The sequence below is a fragment of the Herbaspirillum hiltneri N3 genome (genome assembly GCF_001267925.1).
GTDB classification, from domain to species: domain Bacteria; phylum Pseudomonadota; class Gammaproteobacteria; order Burkholderiales; family Burkholderiaceae_D; genus Herbaspirillum; species Herbaspirillum hiltneri.
In genome coordinates this window covers 495,917-516,074 of record NZ_CP011409.1, presented here as the reverse complement: position 1 = coordinate 516,074, position 20,158 = coordinate 495,917, and the positions used below count along the sequence as shown (strand labels likewise).

Here is a 20,158-nt window from a genome sequence, read left to right as displayed (position 1 = left end):
GAGCCGTGAAAGAAGTTCCGCTTATGAGTCGCCGTTGGTGACGTGCCTAAATCGGATAAAGAAGGGAAACTTGTCTGAGCGCAGCGAGTTTGTTTCCCTTCCCGATTTAGGTGCGGCGCCAACGGGAACCCCGCGCAGCGGGGCGGCGAATCGCGGTCGCCTTTCTTTGCTTACTTTCTTTGGCGAAGCAAAGAAAGTGAGCGGCTGCCGGGCCGCCCCCGGCAACCACGGTCGTCCGAAGAAAGAAAAGATGAAGCTACCCAGAACAGCGAAGTCGGAACAACTTACGACCCCACCAAAGCCGCATCCAGCAACTCAATCCAATGCCTCACCGGCGTATCAGTCCCCGACTGCAAATGCGTCAAACACCCGATATTCCCCGAAACAATCATGTCAGGCTGAGTAGCCTGCAAATTACCAAGCTTGTTGTCACGCAAACGATAAGACAGCTCCGGCTGCAAAACCGAATACGTCCCCGCCGACCCGCAACAAAGATGACTGTCCGCGCACAGCTTCACATCGACACCGGCACTGCCGAGAATCTGCTCCACCTTTCCGCGAATCTTCTGTCCGTGCTGTAGAGTGCAAGGTGGATGATAGGCCACCCGCTTGCCGATCTTGCCCTTGAGCTTGCCGGCCAGTTCGGCTTCGAAGTCCGGCAGGATCTCGCTGATATCGCGCGTCAGCTGGGAAATACGGTGCGCCTTGGCGGCGTAGGCAGCGTCATGCTGCAGCAGGTGTCCGTATTCCTTGACGGTGGCGCCACAGCCGGAAGCATTCATCACGATCGCCTCCACGGTGAATCCCGCCGAGCCGTCGACATACGGCCACCACGCGTCGATATTGCGGCGCATATCGGCCAGCCCGCCATCCTGATCATTCAGGTGATAGCGGATCGCGCCGCAACAGCCGGCCTTGGGCGGCACCACCATCTCGATGCCGAGCGCATCGAGCACGCGCGCAGTCGAACTGTTGATATTGGGCGACATGGCCGGTTGCACGCAACCGTCGAGCATCAGCATCTTGCGGGCATGGGTGCGTGTCGGCCATTGCCCGGCATCCTGTTTTGGCGGCACCTTGTTCTGCAATTTCTGCGGCAACAGCGGACGCACCAGCTGGCCGGCCTTCATCGCCGGATTGAACAGCCACTTGTTCGGCAGCAGCGTCTTGAGCGTGGTGCGCACGATGCGCTGGCCGAGCGGACGCGGCACCTGGTCTTCGACCACCTTGCGGCCGATGTCGACCAGGCGGCCGTATTGCACGCCGGATGGACAGGTCGATTCGCAGTTGCGGCAGGTCAGGCAGCGGTCCAGGTGCGATTGCGTGGCGGCGGTGGCCTGCTTGCCTTCGAGCACCTGCTTGATCAGGTAGATGCGGCCGCGCGGACCATCGAGTTCGTCGCCCAGCAATTGATAGGTCGGGCAAGTCGCCGTGCAGAATCCGCAATGCACGCAGGAGCGCAGGATGGCGTCGGCTTCCTTGCCTTCGTTGGTGTCGCGGATGAAATCGGCCAGGTTGGTTTGCATATCAGAGATCCGGGTACATGCGGCCGGGATTGAAGATTCCCGACGGGTCGAAGGAGGCTTTCAGGTTGCGATGGATCTTGGCCACCGCAGGCGCGAGCGGCTGGAACACGCCGACGCTCTTGTCGCCGCCACGATACAGGCTGGCGTGGCCGCCGGCTGCGGCCGCGGCCGCGCGGATGGCGGCCACGCCGTCATCGCCGCGATACCAGCGTTGCGCGCCGCCCCATTCGATCAGCTGCACGCCCTTGAGCGCCAGCGGCGGCGTCACCGACGGCAAGGAGATGCGCCATAGCGGCGCCTCCGCGTCGGCGAAGAACGCATGGTTCTGCTCGCGCAGGTCGCGCCAGAAATCCTCGCCATTGGTCAGTTCGGTGCCGCCGAGTCGGGTCTCTGCGGCAGAGACCGCCGCTTGCGCACCCGACAAGCGAATCGTCAGCACGCCGTTGACCCAGGCGCTGGCCGACAATGGCAGCGGCTGGCCGCCCCATTCATTGAGCAGGCGGATCGCATTGGCCTCGTCGACTTCGAACACGCGCGTGCTGGTGGCGAAAGCTTGCGGCAATACCTTGATCGACGCCTGCAGGATCAGCCCCAGCGTGCCGAGCGAACCGGTCAGCAGACGCGAGACGTCATAGCCGGCGACGTTCTTCATGACCTGTCCGCCGAAATGCAGCACCTGCCCTTGCGCATCCATGAGATCGGCGCCGAGCACGAAGTCGCGCACCGATCCGCTGGATGCGCGTCCCGGCCCCGACAAACCCGCAGCGACCATGCCGCCGATAGTGGAAACACCGCCAAAGCGCGGCGGCTCGAAAGCAAGCACCTGATTGTTCGCCGCGAGCGCGGCATCGATCTCCGACAGCGGCGTGCCGCAACGTGCGGTAATGACCAGCTCGGTCGGCTCGTAGTCGATGATGCCGCTGTAAGGACGCGTGTCGAGCACCTCGCCGCGCGGCTCCTGGCCGTACCAGTCCTTGGTGCCGCCGCCGCGGATTTGCAGCGGCGCGCCGGCGGCCGTGGCCGCGGCGATGCGCTCCTTGAATGCTTGCAGTATTTGTTCCATGCGTTAAAACCTTGGCAAATCGGGAAATTTGATGGCGCCGCGCTGCACGTGCATCTTGCCGTACTCGGCGCAGCGATGCAGCGACGGAATGGCCTTGTCGGGGTTGAGCAGGAAGGCCGTGTCGAAGGCGCGCTTGACCTTGAAGAAGGCTTCGCGCTCTTCGGGCGAATACTGCACGCACATGGAGTTGATCTTTTCGATGCCCACGCCGTGCTCGCCGGTGATGGTGCCGCCGACTTCGACGCATAGCTCGAGGATCTCGGCGCCGAACAATTCGGCGCGGTGGAATTCATCCGCGAGGTTGGCGTCGAACAGGATCAGCGGATGCAGATTGCCGTCGCCGGCGTGGAAGACGTTGGCGCAGCGCAGGCCGTATTTGCCTTCCATCCTGGCGATGCCGAGCAGGACTTCGGCCAGCCGCTTGCGCGGGATGGTGCCGTCCATGCAGTAGTAATCGGGCGAGATGCGGCCCGCGGCCGGGAAGGCGTTCTTGCGGCCCGACCAGAAGCGCAGGCGCTCCGCCTCGGATTGCGACACCGCGATGGCGGTGGCGCCGCTGGCGTTGAGCACTTCGCTCATGCGGCCGATTTCTTCCTCGACTTCTTCAGCGGTGCCGTCGGATTCGCACAGCAGGATCGCCTCAGCGTCGACGTCGTAGCCGGCCTTGACGAAAGGCTCGACCATGCGCGAACTGGTCTTGTCCATCATCTCCAGGCCGGCCGGGATGATGCCGGCGGCGATGACGTTGGCGACCGCGTTGCCGCCCTTCACCACGTCGTCGAACGAGGCCATGATCACACGCGCCTGCTGTGGCTTGGGCACCAGCTTGACGGTCACCTCGGTGACGATGCCGAGCATGCCTTCGGAACCGATGAAGACCGCCAGCAGATCGAGGCCGGGCGCATCGAGGCCTGCGTTGCCGAGCTCGATGACATCGCCTTCGATGGTGACCACGCGCACGCGCAGGACGTTGTGCACGGTCAGGCCGTATTTGAGGCAATGCACGCCGCCGGAGTTTTCGGCGACGTTGCCGCCGATGGTGCAGGCGATCTGCGAGGACGGGTCAGGCGCGTAGTAGAGACCGTGCGGCGCGGCCGCTTCCGAGATCGCCAGGTTGCGCACGCCGGGCTGGACCACGGCAGTGCGCGAGTACTTGTCCATGCTGACGATCTTGTTGAACTTGGCGGTCGATACCACCACGCCGTCGGCAATCGGCATGGCGCCGCCGGACAAGCCGGTGCCGGCGCCGCGCGGGACGATCTGGACCTTGAGGTCGTTGCAAGTCTTGAGGATGGCGATGACCTGCGCTTCGTTCTCGGGCAAGACCACCACCATCGGCAACTGGCGGTAAGCGGCCAGGCCATCGCACTCATAGGGGCGGGTGTCTTCTTCGTCGAACAGCACGCAATGCGGCGGCACCACGGCTTTCAGCGCGGCAACCACCTCGCGCTGGCGCGCGGGGGAAAATAAGGGGGCGACTGGGGCGTTCATGCGTGACCTCGTTTGGCTTTGGGCTGGGACGCGGCGATGACGGGGGGATTATTTTTCCGGCTTGTGGCGTCGGTTTTGGACTACCTGTCTCGCTGTTATCTTCGCAATGCCTGAAGTGTAGCGAATTTCAGCCCGGGATAGCGAAAAGCGTGGTTGAGGCGCACTGAAAAGAATTCACGGCGCGCCGTGAATTCTTTTCAGCGACTTCGAAGGTCCGACCGTGCCTCAGATGTTCTTGAACGCGTTCTGCAGCCAGTCGATGAAGGCATCCACCTCCGGCCGTTCGCGGATCTGTTTCTCGTAGACCACGTAATAGGCATGCGGCGGCGTGCGCAGGCGCACGTCGAACAGTTCGACGATTTCGCCGCGCGCCAGCAGTTCTTCGGCAAAATGCTGGCGCGTGAGGCCGACGCCGTAACCATGGCGGACCGATTCCAGCAGCAGGCCGAGATCGTCGACGCGCAGGCCGGTCGACGGCTCCGGCCAGTCCTTGAGACCGGCCGCCTCGAACCACGGTTGCCACGGTTCCAGCGCCGAGCGCAGCAGGTTGGCATGCTGCAGGTCTTGCGGGGCCTTCAGCGGCGGGATGGTCTTCAGGTAAGCCGGGCTGGCGACGGCGAAGGCCGGCTCTTCGAATAATTTTTCGGTGACGAAGTTGGGATAGTTTCCGGCGCCGAAACGGATCTCGACGTCGCTCTCGGACAGGCTCAGGTCGTACAGCGGCACCGACAGATACATTTCGACGGTGATGTCGGGATAGCGCTGCGTGAACTCGGCGATGCGCGGCACCAGCAAATGGCGCGCAAACGTCGGCGGCAGCATGATCTTGACCTTGGGCTGCACCGTGGCGTTGCGATGCGGCATCGGGAAATCGGTCAGCGTGCGCAAGGCCGAACGCACCACGTCGAGGTAGCGGCGGCCGAACTCGGACAGGCCTATCGAGCGGCCGTCGCGATAGAACAGGCGCTCGCCGACAAACTCTTCCAGCAGACGGATACGGTGCGACAGCGCCGAGGGCGTGATGCAAAGTTCTTCCGCCGCCACGGCGAATGAATTGTGACGCGCCGCCGCTTCAAACGCGGAAAGGGCATGGACGGGAGGAAGGCGTGTTGCCATGTCTTGTTCTACCTGCTGTTATTGTGGGACGGCCACCATGCGGCGCGTCCCGGGGTGCTGCTTGCTATTGGATGCAAGGTAATCAAACGATTACCAACGTACGATCTTGCCCGGATTCATGATGTTCTTCGGATCGAGCGCATGCTTGATCGCACGCATCACGTCGATGGCGCCGGCGCCGTGTTCCTGCACCAGGAAATCCATCTTGTGCAGGCCGACGCCGTGTTCACCGGTGCAGGTGCCGTCCATTTCAAGGGCGCGCGTCACCATGCGTTCGTTGACGCCTTCGGCGCGGGCGATGTCGGCCGGATCGTTGGGATCGACCATCATCTGCACGTGGAAATTGCCGTCGCCGACGTGACCGATGATCGCGTGGATCAGGCCCTGCGATTCGCAATCGGCCTTGGTCTCCAGCACGCATTCGGCCAGGCGCGAAATCGGCACGCAGCAATCGGTGGAGATTGCGCGCGCACCCGGGCGCATCTGTAGCAGCGCAAAGTAGGCGTTGTGACGGGCGGTCCACAAGCGCGTGCGATCTTCCGGACGCGTGGCCCATTCGAAACCGAGCGCATTGTTGTCGCTGGCCAGTTCCTGCACGACTTCGGCCTGTTCCTTGACGCCATGTTCGCTGCCGTGGAATTCAAACAGCAGCAAGGGGTTTTCGGGCAGCGTCATCTTGTCGTGGGCATTGATGGCCTTCACGCCGTTCTCGTCGAGCAGCTCGACGCGCGCCAGCGGCACACCGACCTGGATCGCCTGGATCACGGTATTGACGGCATCGGCCACGCTGGGGAAAGAACAGATCGCCGCCGACACGGCCTCGGGTTGCGGATACAGGCGCACGGTGACTTCGGTGATGATGCCCAGTGTGCCTTCGCTGCCGACGTAGACGCGGGTCAGGTCGTAGCCGGCCGAAGATTTCTTGGCGCGCGTGCCGGTCTTGATGATGTTGCCGTCGGCGGTGACGACGGTCAGCGCCAGCGTGTTTTCACGCATGGTGCCGTAGCGCACGGCGTTGGTGCCGGAGGCGCGCGTCGAGGCCATGCCGCCGATGGAGGCGTCGGCGCCCGGATCGATGGGGAAGAACAGGCCGCTGTCCTTGATCTCCTGGTTGAGCTGCTTGCGCGTGACGCCGGCTTGCACGGTGGCGGTCAGGTCTTCGGCGTTGACCGCCAGCACCTGGTTCATTTGCGACAGGTCGATGGTGATGCCGCCTTGCAGCGCCAGCACGTGGCCTTCCAGCGAAGTGCCGGTGCCGTAGGGAATGACGGGAATGCGATGTTCGCTGCAGGCCTTGATGACGGCGGCGACTTCTTCGGTGGTGTGGGCGAACACCACGGCGTCGGGCAGCATCGGATCGTAGGACGACTCATCGCGGCCGTGATGCTCGCGCATCGCCTGCGTGGTCGAAAAGCGATTGCCGAACAAGGCCTGCAAGGACGCCAGCAAGGCCGCGGGAACGGGCTTGCGCAATTTCTGCGCATCAACGATATGGTTCATTGTCTGTCTCTCTGTCTGTTGGAATAGTGACGCAAGGGAATACTGCATCGACCCGGAACGCAATCAAACACGGGCACGGCGGCTTACTCCGGCGTCAAAACCTCTGTGGGATTTTACTCTCTTGCCGCAGACATATTTTATATTTGTCTGACAACTTGAGCTCTGAACCGCGATTTTTTCGCTATGCTTGGCTTTTCATTTGCAGAGAACAACATGGGCAATCGACTTTCCAAAATCGCAACGCGCACCGGCGACGACGGCAGCACCGGACTCGGCGACGGCAGCCGCATCGCCAAGGATGCGCCGCGCATCCATGCGCTGGGCGAGGTCGACGAGCTCAATTCTCAGCTCGGCCTGCTGCTGTGCGAAGACTTGCCGGCCGGCGTGCGTGAAGAATTGCTGGCGATCCAGCACGATCTGTTCGACCTCGGCGGCGAGCTGTGTATTCCCGGTTACAGCGTGATCGCCGACGCACAGGTGGCGCAGCTCGATGCGCTGCTGGAAAAATACAATGCCGGTTTGCCCCCGCTCAAGGAATTCATCCTGCCCGGCGGCTCGCGCGCTGCGGCGCAGATGCATGTCTGCCGCACCGTCTGCCGCCGCGCCGAACGCGCCGTGGTGACGCTGGCGCAATCGGAAGCCGCCGCAGTCAATCCGCAACCGCGGCAATACCTGAACCGGCTGTCGGACCTGTGCTTCGTGCTGGCGCGCGTGCTCAACCGGCATGCCGGCGGCAGCGATGTGCTGTGGCACAAGGACCGAAACAAGGAAACCTGAAGACGTAAAAAAAGCGGCCTGAGCCGCTTTTTTATTGCCGCCATATTCAACCGTTGTTGACCACCAGGCGCGGCTGGTCCTTGCCAAAACGTTGCACGATGGAGGCGGCGATGCCGTCGCTGTCGAGGCCGCATTTGGCCAGCAACTGTGCAGCGTCGCCGTGGTCGATGAAGCGATCCGGCAAACCAAGGTGCAGGATCGGCTTGACGATGCCGGCTTCGGCCAGCGCTTCCGCCACTGCGGCGCCGGCGCCGCCCATGATGCAGCCTTCTTCGACGGTCACCAGCGCATCATGGCCGGCGGCCAGTTGCTTCACCAGTTCGACGTCGAGCGGCTTGATGAAACGCATGTTGGCGACCGTGGCGTTGAGCTTGTCCCCTGCCGCCAGCGCCGGCGCCACCATGGTGCCGAACGCCAGGATGGCGATGCCCTTGCCTTCGCGGCGCACTTCGCCCTTGCCCAGCGGGATTGCCGTCAAGGTCTTTTCCACCGCCACGCCGCTGCCGGAACCGCGCGGATAACGCACCGATGCCGGGCCTTTGTATTCGAAGGCGGTCGTCAGCATCCGGCGGCATTCGTTTTCGTCCGAGGCGGCCATGACCACCATGTTGGGAATGCAGCGCAGGAAGGCCAGATCGTAATTGCCCGCGTGCGTGGCGCCGTCGGCACCGACCAGGCCGGCGCGATCGAGCGCGAACGTGACGTCGAGGTTTTGCAGCGCGACGTCATGGATCAGCTGATCGTAGGCGCGTTGCATGAAAGTGGAGTAAATCGCCACGACCGGCTTCAATCCCTCGCAGGCCATGCCGGCGGCGAAGGTGACGGCGTGCTGCTCGGCGATGCCGACGTCGTAGTAACGGTCGGGGAATTTCTGTTCGAACCTGACCATGCCGGACCCTTCGCGCATGGCGGGCGTGATGCCGACCAGCGTCTTGTCCTGCGCGGCCATGTCGCACAGCCATTCGCCGAAAACCTGGGTGTAGGTCTGCTTGCTGGCGGCGGCCGGCTTGATGCCTTCGGCCGGATTGAATTTGCCGGGACCGTGGTACAGCACCGGATCGGCTTCGGCCAGCTTGTAGCCCTGGCCTTTCTTGGTGACCACGTGCAGGAACTGCGGCCCCTTGAGGTTCTTCAGGTTCTGCAATGTCGGGATCAGCGAATCGAGGTCGTGACCGTCGATCGGGCCGATGTAGTTGAAACCGAATTCTTCGAACATGGTGGCCGGCACGATCATGCCTTTGGCGTGTTCCTCGAAGCGCTTGGCCAGCTCCAGCACCGGCCCCGGCAGCATCGACTTGCCGACGTTCTTCGCCTTGGCGTAGAACTGACCGGACATCAGGCGCGCCAGGTAGCGGTTGAGTGCGCCGACCGGCGGCGAAATCGACATGTCGTTGTCGTTGAGGATGACCAGCAGGTTGACGTCTTCGCAGATACCGGCGTTGTTCATCGCCTCGAACGCCATGCCGGCGGTCATTGCACCGTCGCCGATGACGGCGATGGCGTGACGATCTTCGCCCTTGGTCTTGGCCGCCAGCGCCATGCCCAGCGCAGCGGAAATCGACGTCGACGAATGCGCGGTGCCGAAGGTGTCGTGTTCGCTTTCAACCCGGCGCGGGAAACCGGAAATACCGTCGAGCTGGCGCAGCGTCGACATCTGGTCGCGCCGTCCGGTGAGGATCTTGTGCGGGTAGGTCTGGTGGCCGACGTCCCAGACGATGCGGTCTTCAGGCGTGTTGAAGACGTAATGCAGCGCAATGGTCAGTTCGACCGTGCCGAGATTGGATGAAAGATGCCCGCCGGTCTTCGATACCGAATCGAGGATGAAGGCACGCAACTCGTCGGCCAGTGGCTTCAACTGAGTGCGGGGAAGTTGCCGCAGATCGGCGGGGCTGTTTATGGTATTGAGCATGCTGGGTCTTGTCACCGTTAATTGGTTTCCTGCGAGCGTGCGGAAAATACCGCTGCACTCACCGGTGCGCTAATGCGCTTATGCCTTGCGTTGCACGATCAGGTCGGCAAGTTCATGCAGGCGCCGCGCCTTGTTGCCGAACTGCTCCAATGCCTTGTGTGCGTCGTTACGCAGCTTTTCCGCCAGCGCCTGCGATTCGCTCAAGCCAAGGATGGAGACGTAGGTCGGCTTGTTGTCGGCCGCGTCCTTGCCGGCGGTCTTGCCGAGCGTGGCGGAATCCGCCGTCGCATCGAGAATGTCGTCCACTACTTGAAACGCCAGGCTGATCGGGCAGGAATACGCCTCCAGCGCAGCCTGTTCGACCACCGTCAGATGCTTGCCGCTGCAGGCGCCAAGCAGGATGGCGGCGCGCAGCAGCGCTCCTGTTTTGAGCCTGTGCATCTGTTCCAGTTCCGCCAGCGACAGGGTCATGCCGACACTGGCCAGATCGATGGCCTGGCCGCCGCACATGCCGGTGGAGCCGGCCGCTTGCGCCAGCAAGTGCAGCATCTTCAACTGGCGCGCGGCGTACTGCTCTTCGACATTGCCGGACAGCACTGCAAACGCCTGCGCCTGCAACGCGTCGCCCACCAGCAAGGCGGTCGGTTCGTCGTATCTGACGTGCACGGTCGGCTTGCCGCGGCGCAATGCATCGTCATCCATGCACGGCATGTCGTCGTGCACCAGCGAATAGACATGGATCATCTCCACGGCGGCAGCGGCGCGGCCGAGCAACTCCTCCGGCGCCTCGAACAGCTCGCCGGCGGCATACACCAGCAAAGGGCGCACGCGCTTGCCGCCATCGAGCGCCGTGTAGCGCATGGCCTGGTGCAGGCGCGCCGGGATTTCGGTGACCGCCGGCAGATAGGCGTCCAGCGTGCCTTCCATGCCGGCCTGGACGTGTTGCATCCAGTCGGTGAATGCGGCATCCGCTTCGATCCGTGCGTTCATTCTTCGTCCTCCGCAAGTTCGCCCGCCAACGGCTTGAGCATGTCGCCTTCGAGCACCTTGACCTGGCTGTCGACCTTGTCGAGTTGTACGGAACAGAACTTCACCAGTTCGGCGCCGCGCTTGTAGGCGGCGACGGAGGCTTCCAGCGGCAGTTCTCCGGCTTCCATCTGGATGACCAGTTGTTCGAGCTCTTCCATGGCCTCTTCGAAAGAGGCGGGCTGGCTGGCTTTGACGGGATTCTTTGGCATAGTGGCTGATTTCAGATATAGCCCGTCATTTTAGTGCAATCCGCCACAGATAGGCGGCCGAGGGCGTATTTTCAGGCGATTCAACCGCGCAAAGCGCCCTGAATAGAGGGATTTATGGCATAATCCGCAGTTCTGTCCAAAATTTCCTCTTCAATTCATTGAACCCAGGTTTTTGCGGATTCTTTCTCTCTTAGGTTGGTGCAAATTAATTTGGGGGCGGAGATGTCCGATCTTGCTACTTTTGCCAAACTGGCGCGCTCAAACGCGCAGCTACCAGTTGACGTCTATTTTGACGAGGCGCTTTTCAAGCGCGAAATTCACCAGTTATTTCAACAGGGGCCTCGTTACGCCGGCCATGAACTGATGGTGCCCAATGTCGGCGACTACGCGACGCTGCCATGGGAAAACGAGGGCCGCATGCTGGTGCGCAACGCGCACGGCATCGAACTGATGTCCAACGTCTGCCGTCATCGCCAGGCCAAGATGCTTGATGGCCGCGGCAACGCGCGCAATATCGTCTGCCCCTTGCATCGCTGGACCTACGATCTCAAGGGCGACCTGATCGGCGCGCCGCATTTCGGCGAAACGCCGTGCCTGAACCTGTCCAAGACGCCTTTGCAAAACTGGAACGGCCTGCTGTTCGAGAACAACGGCAAGGACGGCCGCGACGTCGCTGCGCAACTGAAGCAGCTCGGCGTCACGCGCGACCTGGATTTTTCCGGCTACCTGTTCGATCACGTCGAAGTGCACGAGTGCGACTACAACTGGAAGACGTTCATCGAAGTCTACCTGGAGGACTACCACGTCGAGCCTTTCCATCCGGGCCTGGGCAGCTTCGTCAGCTGCGACGATCTGAAATGGGAATTCGGCAAGAATTACAGCGTGCAGACCGTGGGCGTCAACCACGGACTGGCCAAGTCGGGTTCGCCGACTTACAAGAAGTGGCAGGAACAGGTGCTGCGCTTCGGCAACGGCCAACCGCCGAAGTACGGCGCGATCTGGCTGACGCTGTATCCCAACATCATGGTCGAGTGGTATCCGCACGTGCTGGTGGTGTCGACGCTGTGGCCCAACGGTCCGCAAAAAACCACCAACGTGGTCGAGTTCTACTATCCCGAAGAAATCGCCCTGTTCGAACGCGAGATGGTCGAGGCCGAACGCGCCGCCTACATGGAGACCTGCGTCGAAGACGACGAGATCGCCCTGCGCATGGATGCCGGGCGGCGTATACTCATGGATCGCGGCACCAGCGAAGTCGGTCCATACCAGTCGCCGATGGAAGACGGCATGCAACACTTCCATGAATGGTACCGGTCGCAGATTGCAGTGCAGGAAAACTGAATTTCACTCTGACTCCTTTTTGAGGAAAGCATGCAGAAAACGCCGATGATGCGATGTCCACGATGTACCCTGGCCATATCGGCGCCGACATCAGCATCCGCAGCGCCAGACCAATTCTGCAGTACCTCCGATTAACGTACGATCCGAAGGCAGCGCCGGCTCAAGCTCGCGCTGCCTGTTTTTTTGTCCTCGCTTTCGAATAGAGTATCGCCATGCAATCCCTCTGGATGCTTGTTGCCTCCTTCCTGTTTTCCATCATGGGCGTATGCGTCAAGCTGTCGTCCGACTACTACTCCACCGCCGAAGTGGTGCTGTGCCGCGGGATAGTTGGCGTCATCTTCATCTACGGCCTCGTCATGATCCGCGGCGGCACGCTCAGGACGCCCTACCCGCGTGACCACATCATCCGCGGCGGCGTCGGTGTGATTTCGCTGTGGCTGTGGTTCTACTCGTTCGGCCTGCTGCCGGTGGCGACCGCCACCACGCTCAATTACATGTCGTCAATCTGGATCGCCGCCATGCTGTTCGGCATCGCCTGGTGGCAGGGCAAGAAGCGTTTTGAATGGGGTCTGGCCGGCACCGTGCTGCTGAGTTTTATCGGCGTGGCGATGCTGCTGCGGCCGTCGATCGATTCCGACCAGCTGGCGGGAGGAATGATCGCGCTGTTTTCCGGCGTGCTGTCGGCGCTGGTCTACCTGCAGGTGCGCAAGCTCGGCCTGCTCGGCGAACCGGAATATCGCGTGGTGTTCTATTTTTCCTTCACCGGCTTGCTGGCCGGCCTGGCCGGCTGCGTGGCGATCGGCCGCATCCCGTTCTGGCATGCGCACACCGGCAAGGGCCTGGCGCTGCTCGTCACCATCGGCCTCACCGCTACGCTGGCACAGATCGCCATGACGCGCGCCTACCGGCTCGGCAATACGCTGGTCACCGCCAACCTGCAATACACCGGCATCGTGTTCGCCAGCCTGTGGGGCCTGTTCATCTGGAACGATGCGCCGGGCTGGATGGGCTGGGCCGGCATCGGCATCATTCTGATGAGCGGTGTAGTCTCGACGTTCTACAATCAGCGTTCCCAGCAACAATCCCGACAATCGAGCAATCTGCCCGCGATCGACCCGATCGCCACCGAAGTTTAGGAAGAGGAATAACCATGACCTACGCCACCCTGATTTCCGCAGCCGACCTGGCCGGCCATCTCGACGACGCCAACTGGCTGGTGATCGACTGCCGTCACGACCTCGCCAATCCCGATGCCGGCGCACAGGCGTACGCCGCCGGCCATATTCCGCGGGCACGCTTTGCCCATCTCGACAAGATCCTGTCCGGCGCCAAAAACGGCGCCGACGGCAAGTTCAAGGGCCGCCATCCGCTGCCTGAACGCCAGGCCTTCATCGACGCCATGCAGGAACTGGGCGTTGGCAAGGGCACGCAAGTCGTCGCCTACGACGCCCACGGCGGCATGTTCGCCGCGCGCCTCTGGTGGCTGTTGCGCTGGGTCGGCCATGTACAGGTGGCGGTGCTCGACGGCGGCTTGCCGGCATGGCAGGCGCAGGGCGGCGAGTTGTCGACGGCGACGCCGGCACCGGTGCGCGGCGACTTGCAGGAGCAGGCGCCCCTGGTGAGCACCGTCGATGTCGGCAATGTCGTTGCCAATCTCGACAGCAAGGCGCTGACCGTCATCGATGCGCGCGCGGCAGATCGCTATCGCGGCGAGAACGAAACGCTGGACGCCGTCGGAGGCCATATTCCCGGCGCGAAGAATCGCTTCTTCAAGGACAATCTCGGCGCCGACGGCCGCTTCAAATCGGCCGATGCGCTGCGCGCCGAATGGAATGCCCTGATCGACAGCCCGCAGACAGCCGTCATGCAGTGCGGCTCCGGTGTGACCGCTTGCCACAACCTGCTCGCGCTGGAAGTGGCCGGCTTGCCGGGCGCACGCCTGTATCCGGGTTCGTGGAGCGAGTGGAGTTCGGATTCGTCGCGTCCGGTGGCGACCGGCGCACAGCCGTAAGCGAACACAAGTCCGGCGGCTCCCGGAACCTGTTCACGATCTGAAACAGGTGCTCAGGCTGCCGGCATCTGCAAGCCTTGCACGAAGGCCTGCACGAACTGTCCCACCATCACCGGCGCATCGCGCCTCATCATCAGCACCACCGCCGACTGGAAGTCGGGCTCCCGTATGTCGATGAAATGCACGCCCGCAACGGCAATCGCCCGCATGCTGTCGGGCACGACGGCAATCCCGAAATTGGCGTTGACCAGGCTCAGCAGCGAGGCCTTGCGCGAAGTCGCGCGCGCCGGCCGGGGGAAGAAGCCGTGTGCGATGCAACGCTCGGCCACCAGGTAACTGAGGCCGCCGCGCTCGCGATGCGGCATGGATACGAACAGCTCGTCGCGCAGCTCGGCGATATCAATCACCTCGCGTTGCGCCAGCGGGTGCTGCAGCGATACCGCGACCACCAGCTTCTCCTGATACAGCGTGATGGTTTCCAGATGCGGATGCTTGCGCAGGATGGGAGTGCGCGCGAGCCCGAGATCGGCGCGGCCTTCTTCGACGTCGAGCGCCTGGTGCTCGGAGGAGGCCTGGGAAATTTCCAGCGTGACGCCGGGGAAAGCCTGAAGCACCGCATTCAGGCAAGGCCCCAGCGGCGGCGACAGCGGCACCGAGCTCGAATGCAGCAGGCGGATGGCGCCGCGCTCGCCCTTGTCGATGTGGCGCGCCTGCACGATGGCCTGGTCCATGTCGTCGAGGATCTTGCGTGCGCGGTCGTAGAAATCCCGGCCCGCCAGCGTCAGCTCGACCTGCTTGGCGTCGCGTCTTAGCAAAACGACATCAATATCGTTTTCCAGCTCCTTGATCTGGCGGCTCAGCGCCGACTGGGCGATGTAGAGGCGCTCGGACGCGCGCGTATAACTGCCCGCAGCGACGATCTCGACAAAGTACTTGAGCTGTTTGATGGAAATCATGAGCGCCTATTTTGCCGTCATCGCGAAGCCGCCGCCATGCCGTTTTGCGATAATCGGACAGCGCATTTGATATTGGCGGCTGCACCGGCTATGGCGCTACAGTCCATGCATCGTTGGCAATGCGAAAGGGCTTATCGTGTCGGAAATATTCCTTGTCCTGCTCGGCTTCGCCGGGCTGCTGCTCAGCGTCGTGATCAAGCTAATGTGCCTGCCGGTCAAATCCACACGTGGCCGCAGCCACGGCGAGTGAATCTCAATGCGCGTGCGCGTGGCTGGTCAGCACCAGCACGATCACCACGCCCAGGCCGATCAGGATCACTTGCGGAATCGTCTCGCGCAGCGTGGCGCGGCGCTGCATTTGCGGCATCAGGTCGCTGACGGCGATATAGATGAAACCTGACGAGGCGAACACCAGCACGTAGGGAATCCATTCCATGCCGCGCTCCAGCATGAAGTAGCCGAGCACGCCGCCCAATACCGCCATCAGGCTGCAGATCAGGTTGTAGACGTAGGCGCGCGTGCGCGAAAAGCCGGCGTTGAGCAGGACGATAAAGTCGCCGATCTCCTGCGGGATTTCGTGCGCGATGATGGCCAGGCCGGTCACCAGCCCCAGGTGCGGGTCGGCTAGGAAAGCGGCGGCAATCAGGATGCCGTCGGTGAAATTGTGCATGCCGTCGCCGACCAGGATCATCCAGCCGGCCTTGCCCGCCTCGTGCTTGTCGTGTCCATGGTGATGGCCGTGGCCGTCTTCTTCATGATGATGGGAGTGGCGCAGGATGGACAACTTCTCCAGCAGGAAGAATGCCAGCAAACCGCCCAGCAACACGGCGAACAGCTTGTGCGGCTCGGCAGAGGATTCGAAGGCTTCCGGCAAGGCGTGCAGCAGCGAGGTCGACAGCATGATGCCGACCGACAGGCTGACCAGGCGCTCAACCATCTTCGACAGCAGCGCGAACGAGAAGATCGCGGCAGCAGTAATGCTGAACACGCCGGCAATCGTCGTGGCCAGCAGGATGGAAAGCAAAGTGGAATTAATTTCGAGCCCCAATCGTCAGGAACAGCCTCAGGAAGTGGCAGATTAGACCATAGCTGGTTTTTTTCGGCAAATGAGGGCTACGTGGACGGACCTTCCCGGGTGTCGCCTGCGTGGTCCTCGCCCTGCTGCTCATCTCCCTCCTCGCCCCCCTTGGCGTCCCCCTTCTCGTCCTCGGTTTCATGAAAGAACAGCACGTCATCGACACGAAATTCGGGCCGCACGCCGTTGTTTTCGATCAAGCCATGCACCAGATCAAGCAGCACGTCGTCCTGATACGGCTTGCCGAGATAGGCGTTGACCCCCAGCTCCATGGCGCGCTCGCGATGCTTGGCGGCGGTGCGCGAGGTGATCATGATGATCGGCAAGGTCGCGGTGGCGGCCATGTCGCGGATGTTGCGCGTCAGATCGAAGCCATCCATGCGCGGCATTTCGATGTCCAGCAGCACGATGTCGGGACGCACGGCTTGCATCTGATGCAGGCCGTCGACGCCGTCAGTGGCCAGCACCACCTGATAACCTTCGCGCGTGAGCAGGCGATGCATGACGCGGCGCACCGTCAGCGAATCGTCGACTACCAGCACGATCTTGCGACTGACGCCGCCATCCACGCCTTGCGGCTGCTCACGCCGGAGAATGCGCTGGTAACCGTGACGCTGGACCAGTTGGATCGGATTGAGGATGAGTACGATGCTGCCACTGCCCAGCACGGTGGCGCCGACCACGCCGGTCATGCCGGCCAGTTGCGGGCCGATGCTCTTGGTGACGACTTCACGATTGCCGACGACGCGGTCCACCAGGATCGCCAGGAAATCATGGCCGCTCTTGACCACCAGCACCGGCAAGGTTTGCTGCTGCGGAATGTTGCGCTCGTCGCCCAGCAGCGCAGAAAGATAATGCAATGGCAAGCTGCGCCCCTGCCATTCCAGCAAGCCTTCGCGGAACATGCGCTCCTGATCGGCGCGCTTGATCTGCAGCACTTGCTCAACCAGCAGCGAGGGAATCGCATAGCTTTGCCGGTCCAGCTCCAGCAGCACCACTTGGGCTATCGCCAGCGACAGCGGCAGATGGATGATGAATTGCGCACCTTTTCCGGCTACCGTGGCGATGCTGATGCGCCCGCCCAGCGAGGCCACCTCCGAGCGAACCACGTCCATGCCGACGCCGCGTCCGGCAATCGCCGTGACATTGCTGCTGGTCGAAAATCCCGGATGAAAAATGATGCCGGTCAGTTCGGCGTCCGACAGGCGCTGGTGAGGAACGATCAGCCCCAGGTGCAGCGCCTTTTCATGAATGCGTGCGAGGTCGAGCCCCTGACCGTCGTCGGACAGCCGGATCATCGCCTCGTTGCCCTCCTGCCGGACCTCCAGCAACAGCCGGCCCACCACGTCCTTGCCGGCGGCCAGCCGTTGCTCTGCGCCTTCGATGCCGTGCGCAGCGGCATTGCGCAGTAAATGCTCGAACGGCCCGACCATCTTTTCCAGAATGCTGCGATCGAGTTCGACCGCGCCGCCGACGATATCGAGTTTGAGCTCCTTGCCGGTTTCCTTCGCCATTTGCCGCACCAGCCGCTGCAAACGTTCTTCGACGCCCTTGAACTGCACCATGCGCGCGTGCATCAGTTCGCGCTGCATGTCGCGCGTCAGGCGCGCCTGCTGGACCAGACCGTTTTGCGTGCGGTCCACCGCGTCGACCAGGTTCTTCTGCAGCGAAGCGACGTCGTTGACGCTTTCGGCCAGCATGCGCGTGAGTTCCTGCAGGTGTGTGAAGCGGTCGAATTCAAGCGGATCGAAATGCTGATTCTGCGGCTGCTTCTGGTTTGACGCGGCGATCTGGATTTCAGCCTGGATCTCGACCTCGCGCAGTTGCGTACTCAGTCGCGCCACATTGCTGCCGAGGTCCGTCAGATGCTGGCGCAGGACGTTGACTTCGGATTCCAGCCCGGAACGCGAGATTGAAATTTCACCGGCCTGATTAAGCACACTGTCGAGGATGCCGGCACGGATGCGCACCAGAGGAGCGGTGGCTGGGGGCTGCGCCGGTGATGCCGGAGCCGGAGCCGCTGCCGGTACGGCCGGAGCCTTGGCTACTTCAGCCTGCGGTAAGGCTGCGGGAGTCACATCTGAAACTGGCGCCGCAGCAGCGGCCGCAATGGCGACCGGCGCCTGCAACGCATCAAACAATTGCAAACCCTGATCATAGCGCGCCAGCAAGTCGTCGATCAGCGCCGCCGACGGCTCACCGTCGCGCATCATTTCTCCGATACGGCTTTCCAGATCGTGCATGTGCTGGCCGAGGTGCATGGCGCCGGCCATGCGCGCACTGCCCTTGATGGTATGCAGCGGCCGCAGCAGATACTGGATCAGCGCCGTGTCGCCGGGTGTTTTCTGCAACTTGTACAAACTCTCGCCTATCTGCGGCAGCAGGTCGCGGCCTTCTTCCAGAAAAATATCCAGCAACTCCGGATCGATGAGGTCACCGCTCTGCTCGGGAGTTTTTCCGACTGCCGCTTGCGAGCTTTCCGCCGGCGCCGTCTTGCCGTCGTCGTGGCTCTGGCGCCGGTGCGCTTCCAGCGTCGTCAGCAAAGTCTGCAGTTGCAATTGCACGGCGGGGCGGGGCGACGGCATGATGCGCGCGGCGAATTGATGCTGCATGGCCTGGAGGTCGCGCACCACCTGCATCAGCTCGCTGCAGATGGCGGCATCCAGCAAACCCGGGTAGTTTTCCAGGAACTGCATGAAGTCATCGAGCGGCTGCGCCAGCGCCAGCATCGGCGCGAACCTGACCGACGCCGCGCTGCTCTTGAGCGAATGGGTCGCGCGCAACGCTTCCGCTGCGATCACCTCGGGCGTGGCGGTCTGCCACTGCGCAATTTGTTTGGCGAGGATGTCGAGCAGATTGGCTGATTCCTCGCTGTAGATCTGGTGCAGCCTGACCGGCAAGACGAGGTCGCCGACCTGGCAGGTGTCCGTGTGATCGGCGGTGTCCTTTTGCGTCGATGGAGATTCGCCGTGGGCATGACCCGCCACCGCCGCCAGCAAGCCTTCCGGACTGCGCGATGAATTTCCATTTGCGCTGATCTCGTCTATCCAGACGCTCAGCTCCAGCACAGCGTACTCCAGCAAGGCGTAGTCGGTCGCCGTGCCCGGCCGGCCTGCGGCGGCCCAGGCGGAGGCAAATTCCTCGAGCGCCATCGCGCCGCGACCCAGCGCATTGAGCCCGACCATCCGGCCGCTGCCCTTGAGCGTATGGAAACCCCGCCGCAATACAACCACCTGCGCCATGTCTTGCGGCGCCGCGCGAGACGCCGCCAGCGCAGCGCGTATGCTGCCCAGCACTTCGTAGGCCTCGAGCAGGAAGACTTCGCGCAGTTCCGGGTCAATTTCATCCGGCTGCGGCGGCGCAATGTCCAATGCACCCATCGGCGCAATCCCGGGCGTAGCGATAACGCTCTCTTCATCGAACTTGCCGGGATAGGTCATCGATGCCGGTGCATTGTGCATCAGAGGAAGCGACAGGCTCAACGCCGCCACATTGTGGGCGAGACGCGCCAGGCTTGCCGCCTCGGCAGCGGTGGCGTTCCCCACGCCGGCCGGCGGCAGGCGGCCGATGTCGACGGCGCACAATCGTAGCACTTCGCAAGCCGCCGTCAATTCCAGCGCCTGCCCCACCGTCGCCAGTTGCTGCGCGAGCAGCTTCGCCTCATGCAAGGAATCGGGCGCGGCACGGCCTTGCAAATATGCGTCCAGCAAATTCTCCAGGCGGCCGAGGTCGGTCGTCAGTTGTGCGATGGCGGTTTTCAGCGCCGGACGTCGACGCACCGCCTCATCCGGCAACGTTGCCTGTTGCGAGGCCATGCCGGCCTCGATATCGACCAGGCCGGCACGCAAATCCCTGCAGGCGTGCTGCACGGATTCAGTAGTATCGCCGGCAAAGGCCGGTTCCGTGCCGGTGGACTCGAACAAGCCGAGCAGCGCCGCCACATCGGACTCCAGCGACGTAGCGCCGATAAACGCCAGCGTATCGGCCCCCTGGCGCAACAGCACGTGAGCCTGTTGCGCCGCCTGCGGGCTGCCGTCGCCAAGCAGCTGCATCGCCTGATCGACGGTCGCGATCAGGCCCGGCGCCAGCGACGCCAGAGCGGACGGATCCGCCGGCCGTGGTTCAGACGTGGGATCGGAAGCCATGCGCGATCTG

At 62.7% G+C, this 20,158-nt stretch carries 15 protein-coding genes; 4 read left to right on the top strand and 11 right to left on the bottom strand.

The annotated features are described in order from the left end of the window. Positions 1-284: 284 nt before the first annotated feature. The 5 genes from glcF to F506_RS02315 all read right to left on the bottom strand — a co-directional run bounded on the left by glcF (position 285) and on the right by F506_RS02315 (position 6,696). On the bottom strand, positions 285-1,526 hold the full coding sequence (gene glcF / locus F506_RS02335) for a glycolate oxidase subunit GlcF (protein ID WP_053195160.1): 1,242 nt from the start codon (positions 1,524-1,526) through the stop codon (positions 285-287). A 1-nt stretch (position 1,527) separates the two neighbouring features. Continuing rightward, a complete protein-coding gene (gene glcE, locus F506_RS02330) occupies positions 1,528-2,589 on the bottom strand; it encodes a glycolate oxidase subunit GlcE (RefSeq protein ID WP_053195159.1) in 1,062 nt (353 codons plus the stop codon). A gap of 3 nt (positions 2,590-2,592) precedes the next feature. Beyond that, positions 2,593-4,080: an FAD-linked oxidase C-terminal domain-containing protein gene (locus F506_RS02325; protein ID WP_053195158.1), complete on the bottom strand. Its 1,488-nt coding sequence runs from the start codon at positions 4,078-4,080 to the stop codon at positions 2,593-2,595. A gap of 225 nt (positions 4,081-4,305) precedes the next feature. Further along, the gene (locus F506_RS02320; RefSeq protein WP_053195157.1) at positions 4,306-5,196 is read right to left on the bottom strand and encodes a LysR substrate-binding domain-containing protein; all 891 of its coding nucleotides are present in this window, start codon (positions 5,194-5,196) and stop codon (positions 4,306-4,308) included. Between the two features lie 90 nt (positions 5,197-5,286). Beyond that, complete coding sequence (locus F506_RS02315; protein ID WP_053195156.1) at positions 5,287-6,696, bottom strand: FAD-binding oxidoreductase; 1,410 nt, start codon at positions 6,694-6,696, stop codon at positions 5,287-5,289. Positions 6,697-6,909: 213 nt separating this feature from the next. Between F506_RS02315 and F506_RS02310 the strand changes: the two genes are divergently transcribed. Continuing rightward, positions 6,910-7,473 (top strand): cob(I)yrinic acid a,c-diamide adenosyltransferase, encoded by a 564-nt coding sequence (locus F506_RS02310; RefSeq protein WP_053195155.1) that lies wholly within the window; start codon positions 6,910-6,912, stop codon positions 7,471-7,473. A gap of 46 nt (positions 7,474-7,519) precedes the next feature. Here F506_RS02310 and dxs read toward each other — a convergent pair whose 3' ends face one another. The 3 genes from dxs to F506_RS02295 all read right to left on the bottom strand — a co-directional run bounded on the left by dxs (position 7,520) and on the right by F506_RS02295 (position 10,620). Continuing rightward, entirely contained in the window at positions 7,520-9,382 is a 1,863-nt protein-coding gene (gene dxs, locus F506_RS02305) for a 1-deoxy-D-xylulose-5-phosphate synthase (RefSeq protein WP_053195154.1), read from the bottom strand. 78 nt (positions 9,383-9,460) lie between these two features. Beyond that, positions 9,461-10,372, bottom strand: coding sequence for a polyprenyl synthetase family protein (locus F506_RS02300; protein WP_053195153.1), 912 nt, complete (start codon positions 10,370-10,372; stop codon positions 9,461-9,463). Next, entirely contained in the window at positions 10,369-10,620 is a 252-nt protein-coding gene (locus tag F506_RS02295; protein ID WP_053195152.1) for an exodeoxyribonuclease VII small subunit, read from the bottom strand. Before F506_RS02295 ends, F506_RS02300 begins: the two co-directional genes overlap by 4 nt. 222 nt (positions 10,621-10,842) lie before the next feature. Between F506_RS02295 and F506_RS02290 the strand changes: the two genes are divergently transcribed. The 3 genes from F506_RS02290 to F506_RS02280 all read left to right on the top strand — a co-directional run bounded on the left by F506_RS02290 (position 10,843) and on the right by F506_RS02280 (position 13,972). Further along, the gene (locus F506_RS02290) at positions 10,843-11,961 is read left to right on the top strand and encodes an aromatic ring-hydroxylating oxygenase subunit alpha (protein WP_053195151.1); all 1,119 of its coding nucleotides are present in this window, start codon (positions 10,843-10,845) and stop codon (positions 11,959-11,961) included. 212 nt (positions 11,962-12,173) lie between these two features. After that, positions 12,174-13,097, top strand: coding sequence for a DMT family transporter (locus F506_RS02285; RefSeq protein ID WP_053195150.1), 924 nt, complete (start codon positions 12,174-12,176; stop codon positions 13,095-13,097). Positions 13,098-13,111: 14 nt separating this feature from the next. Continuing rightward, positions 13,112-13,972, top strand: a complete 861-nt coding sequence (locus F506_RS02280) for a sulfurtransferase (protein WP_053195149.1) — start codon at positions 13,112-13,114, stop codon at positions 13,970-13,972. Between the two features lie 53 nt (positions 13,973-14,025). Here the strand turns inward: F506_RS02280 and F506_RS02275 are convergent, their stop codons facing one another. The 3 genes from F506_RS02275 to F506_RS02265 all read right to left on the bottom strand — a co-directional run bounded on the left by F506_RS02275 (position 14,026) and on the right by F506_RS02265 (position 20,148). Next, the gene (locus tag F506_RS02275; protein ID WP_053195148.1) at positions 14,026-14,928 is read right to left on the bottom strand and encodes a LysR family transcriptional regulator; all 903 of its coding nucleotides are present in this window, start codon (positions 14,926-14,928) and stop codon (positions 14,026-14,028) included. A gap of 253 nt (positions 14,929-15,181) precedes the next feature. Continuing rightward, positions 15,182-15,940, bottom strand: a complete 759-nt coding sequence (locus F506_RS02270; RefSeq protein ID WP_186447317.1) for a ZIP family metal transporter — start codon at positions 15,938-15,940, stop codon at positions 15,182-15,184. A 101-nt stretch (positions 15,941-16,041) separates the two neighbouring features. Then, positions 16,042-20,148 (bottom strand): hybrid sensor histidine kinase/response regulator, encoded by a 4,107-nt coding sequence (locus tag F506_RS02265; RefSeq protein WP_053195147.1) that lies wholly within the window; start codon positions 20,146-20,148, stop codon positions 16,042-16,044. Positions 20,149-20,158 lie beyond the last annotated feature (10 nt).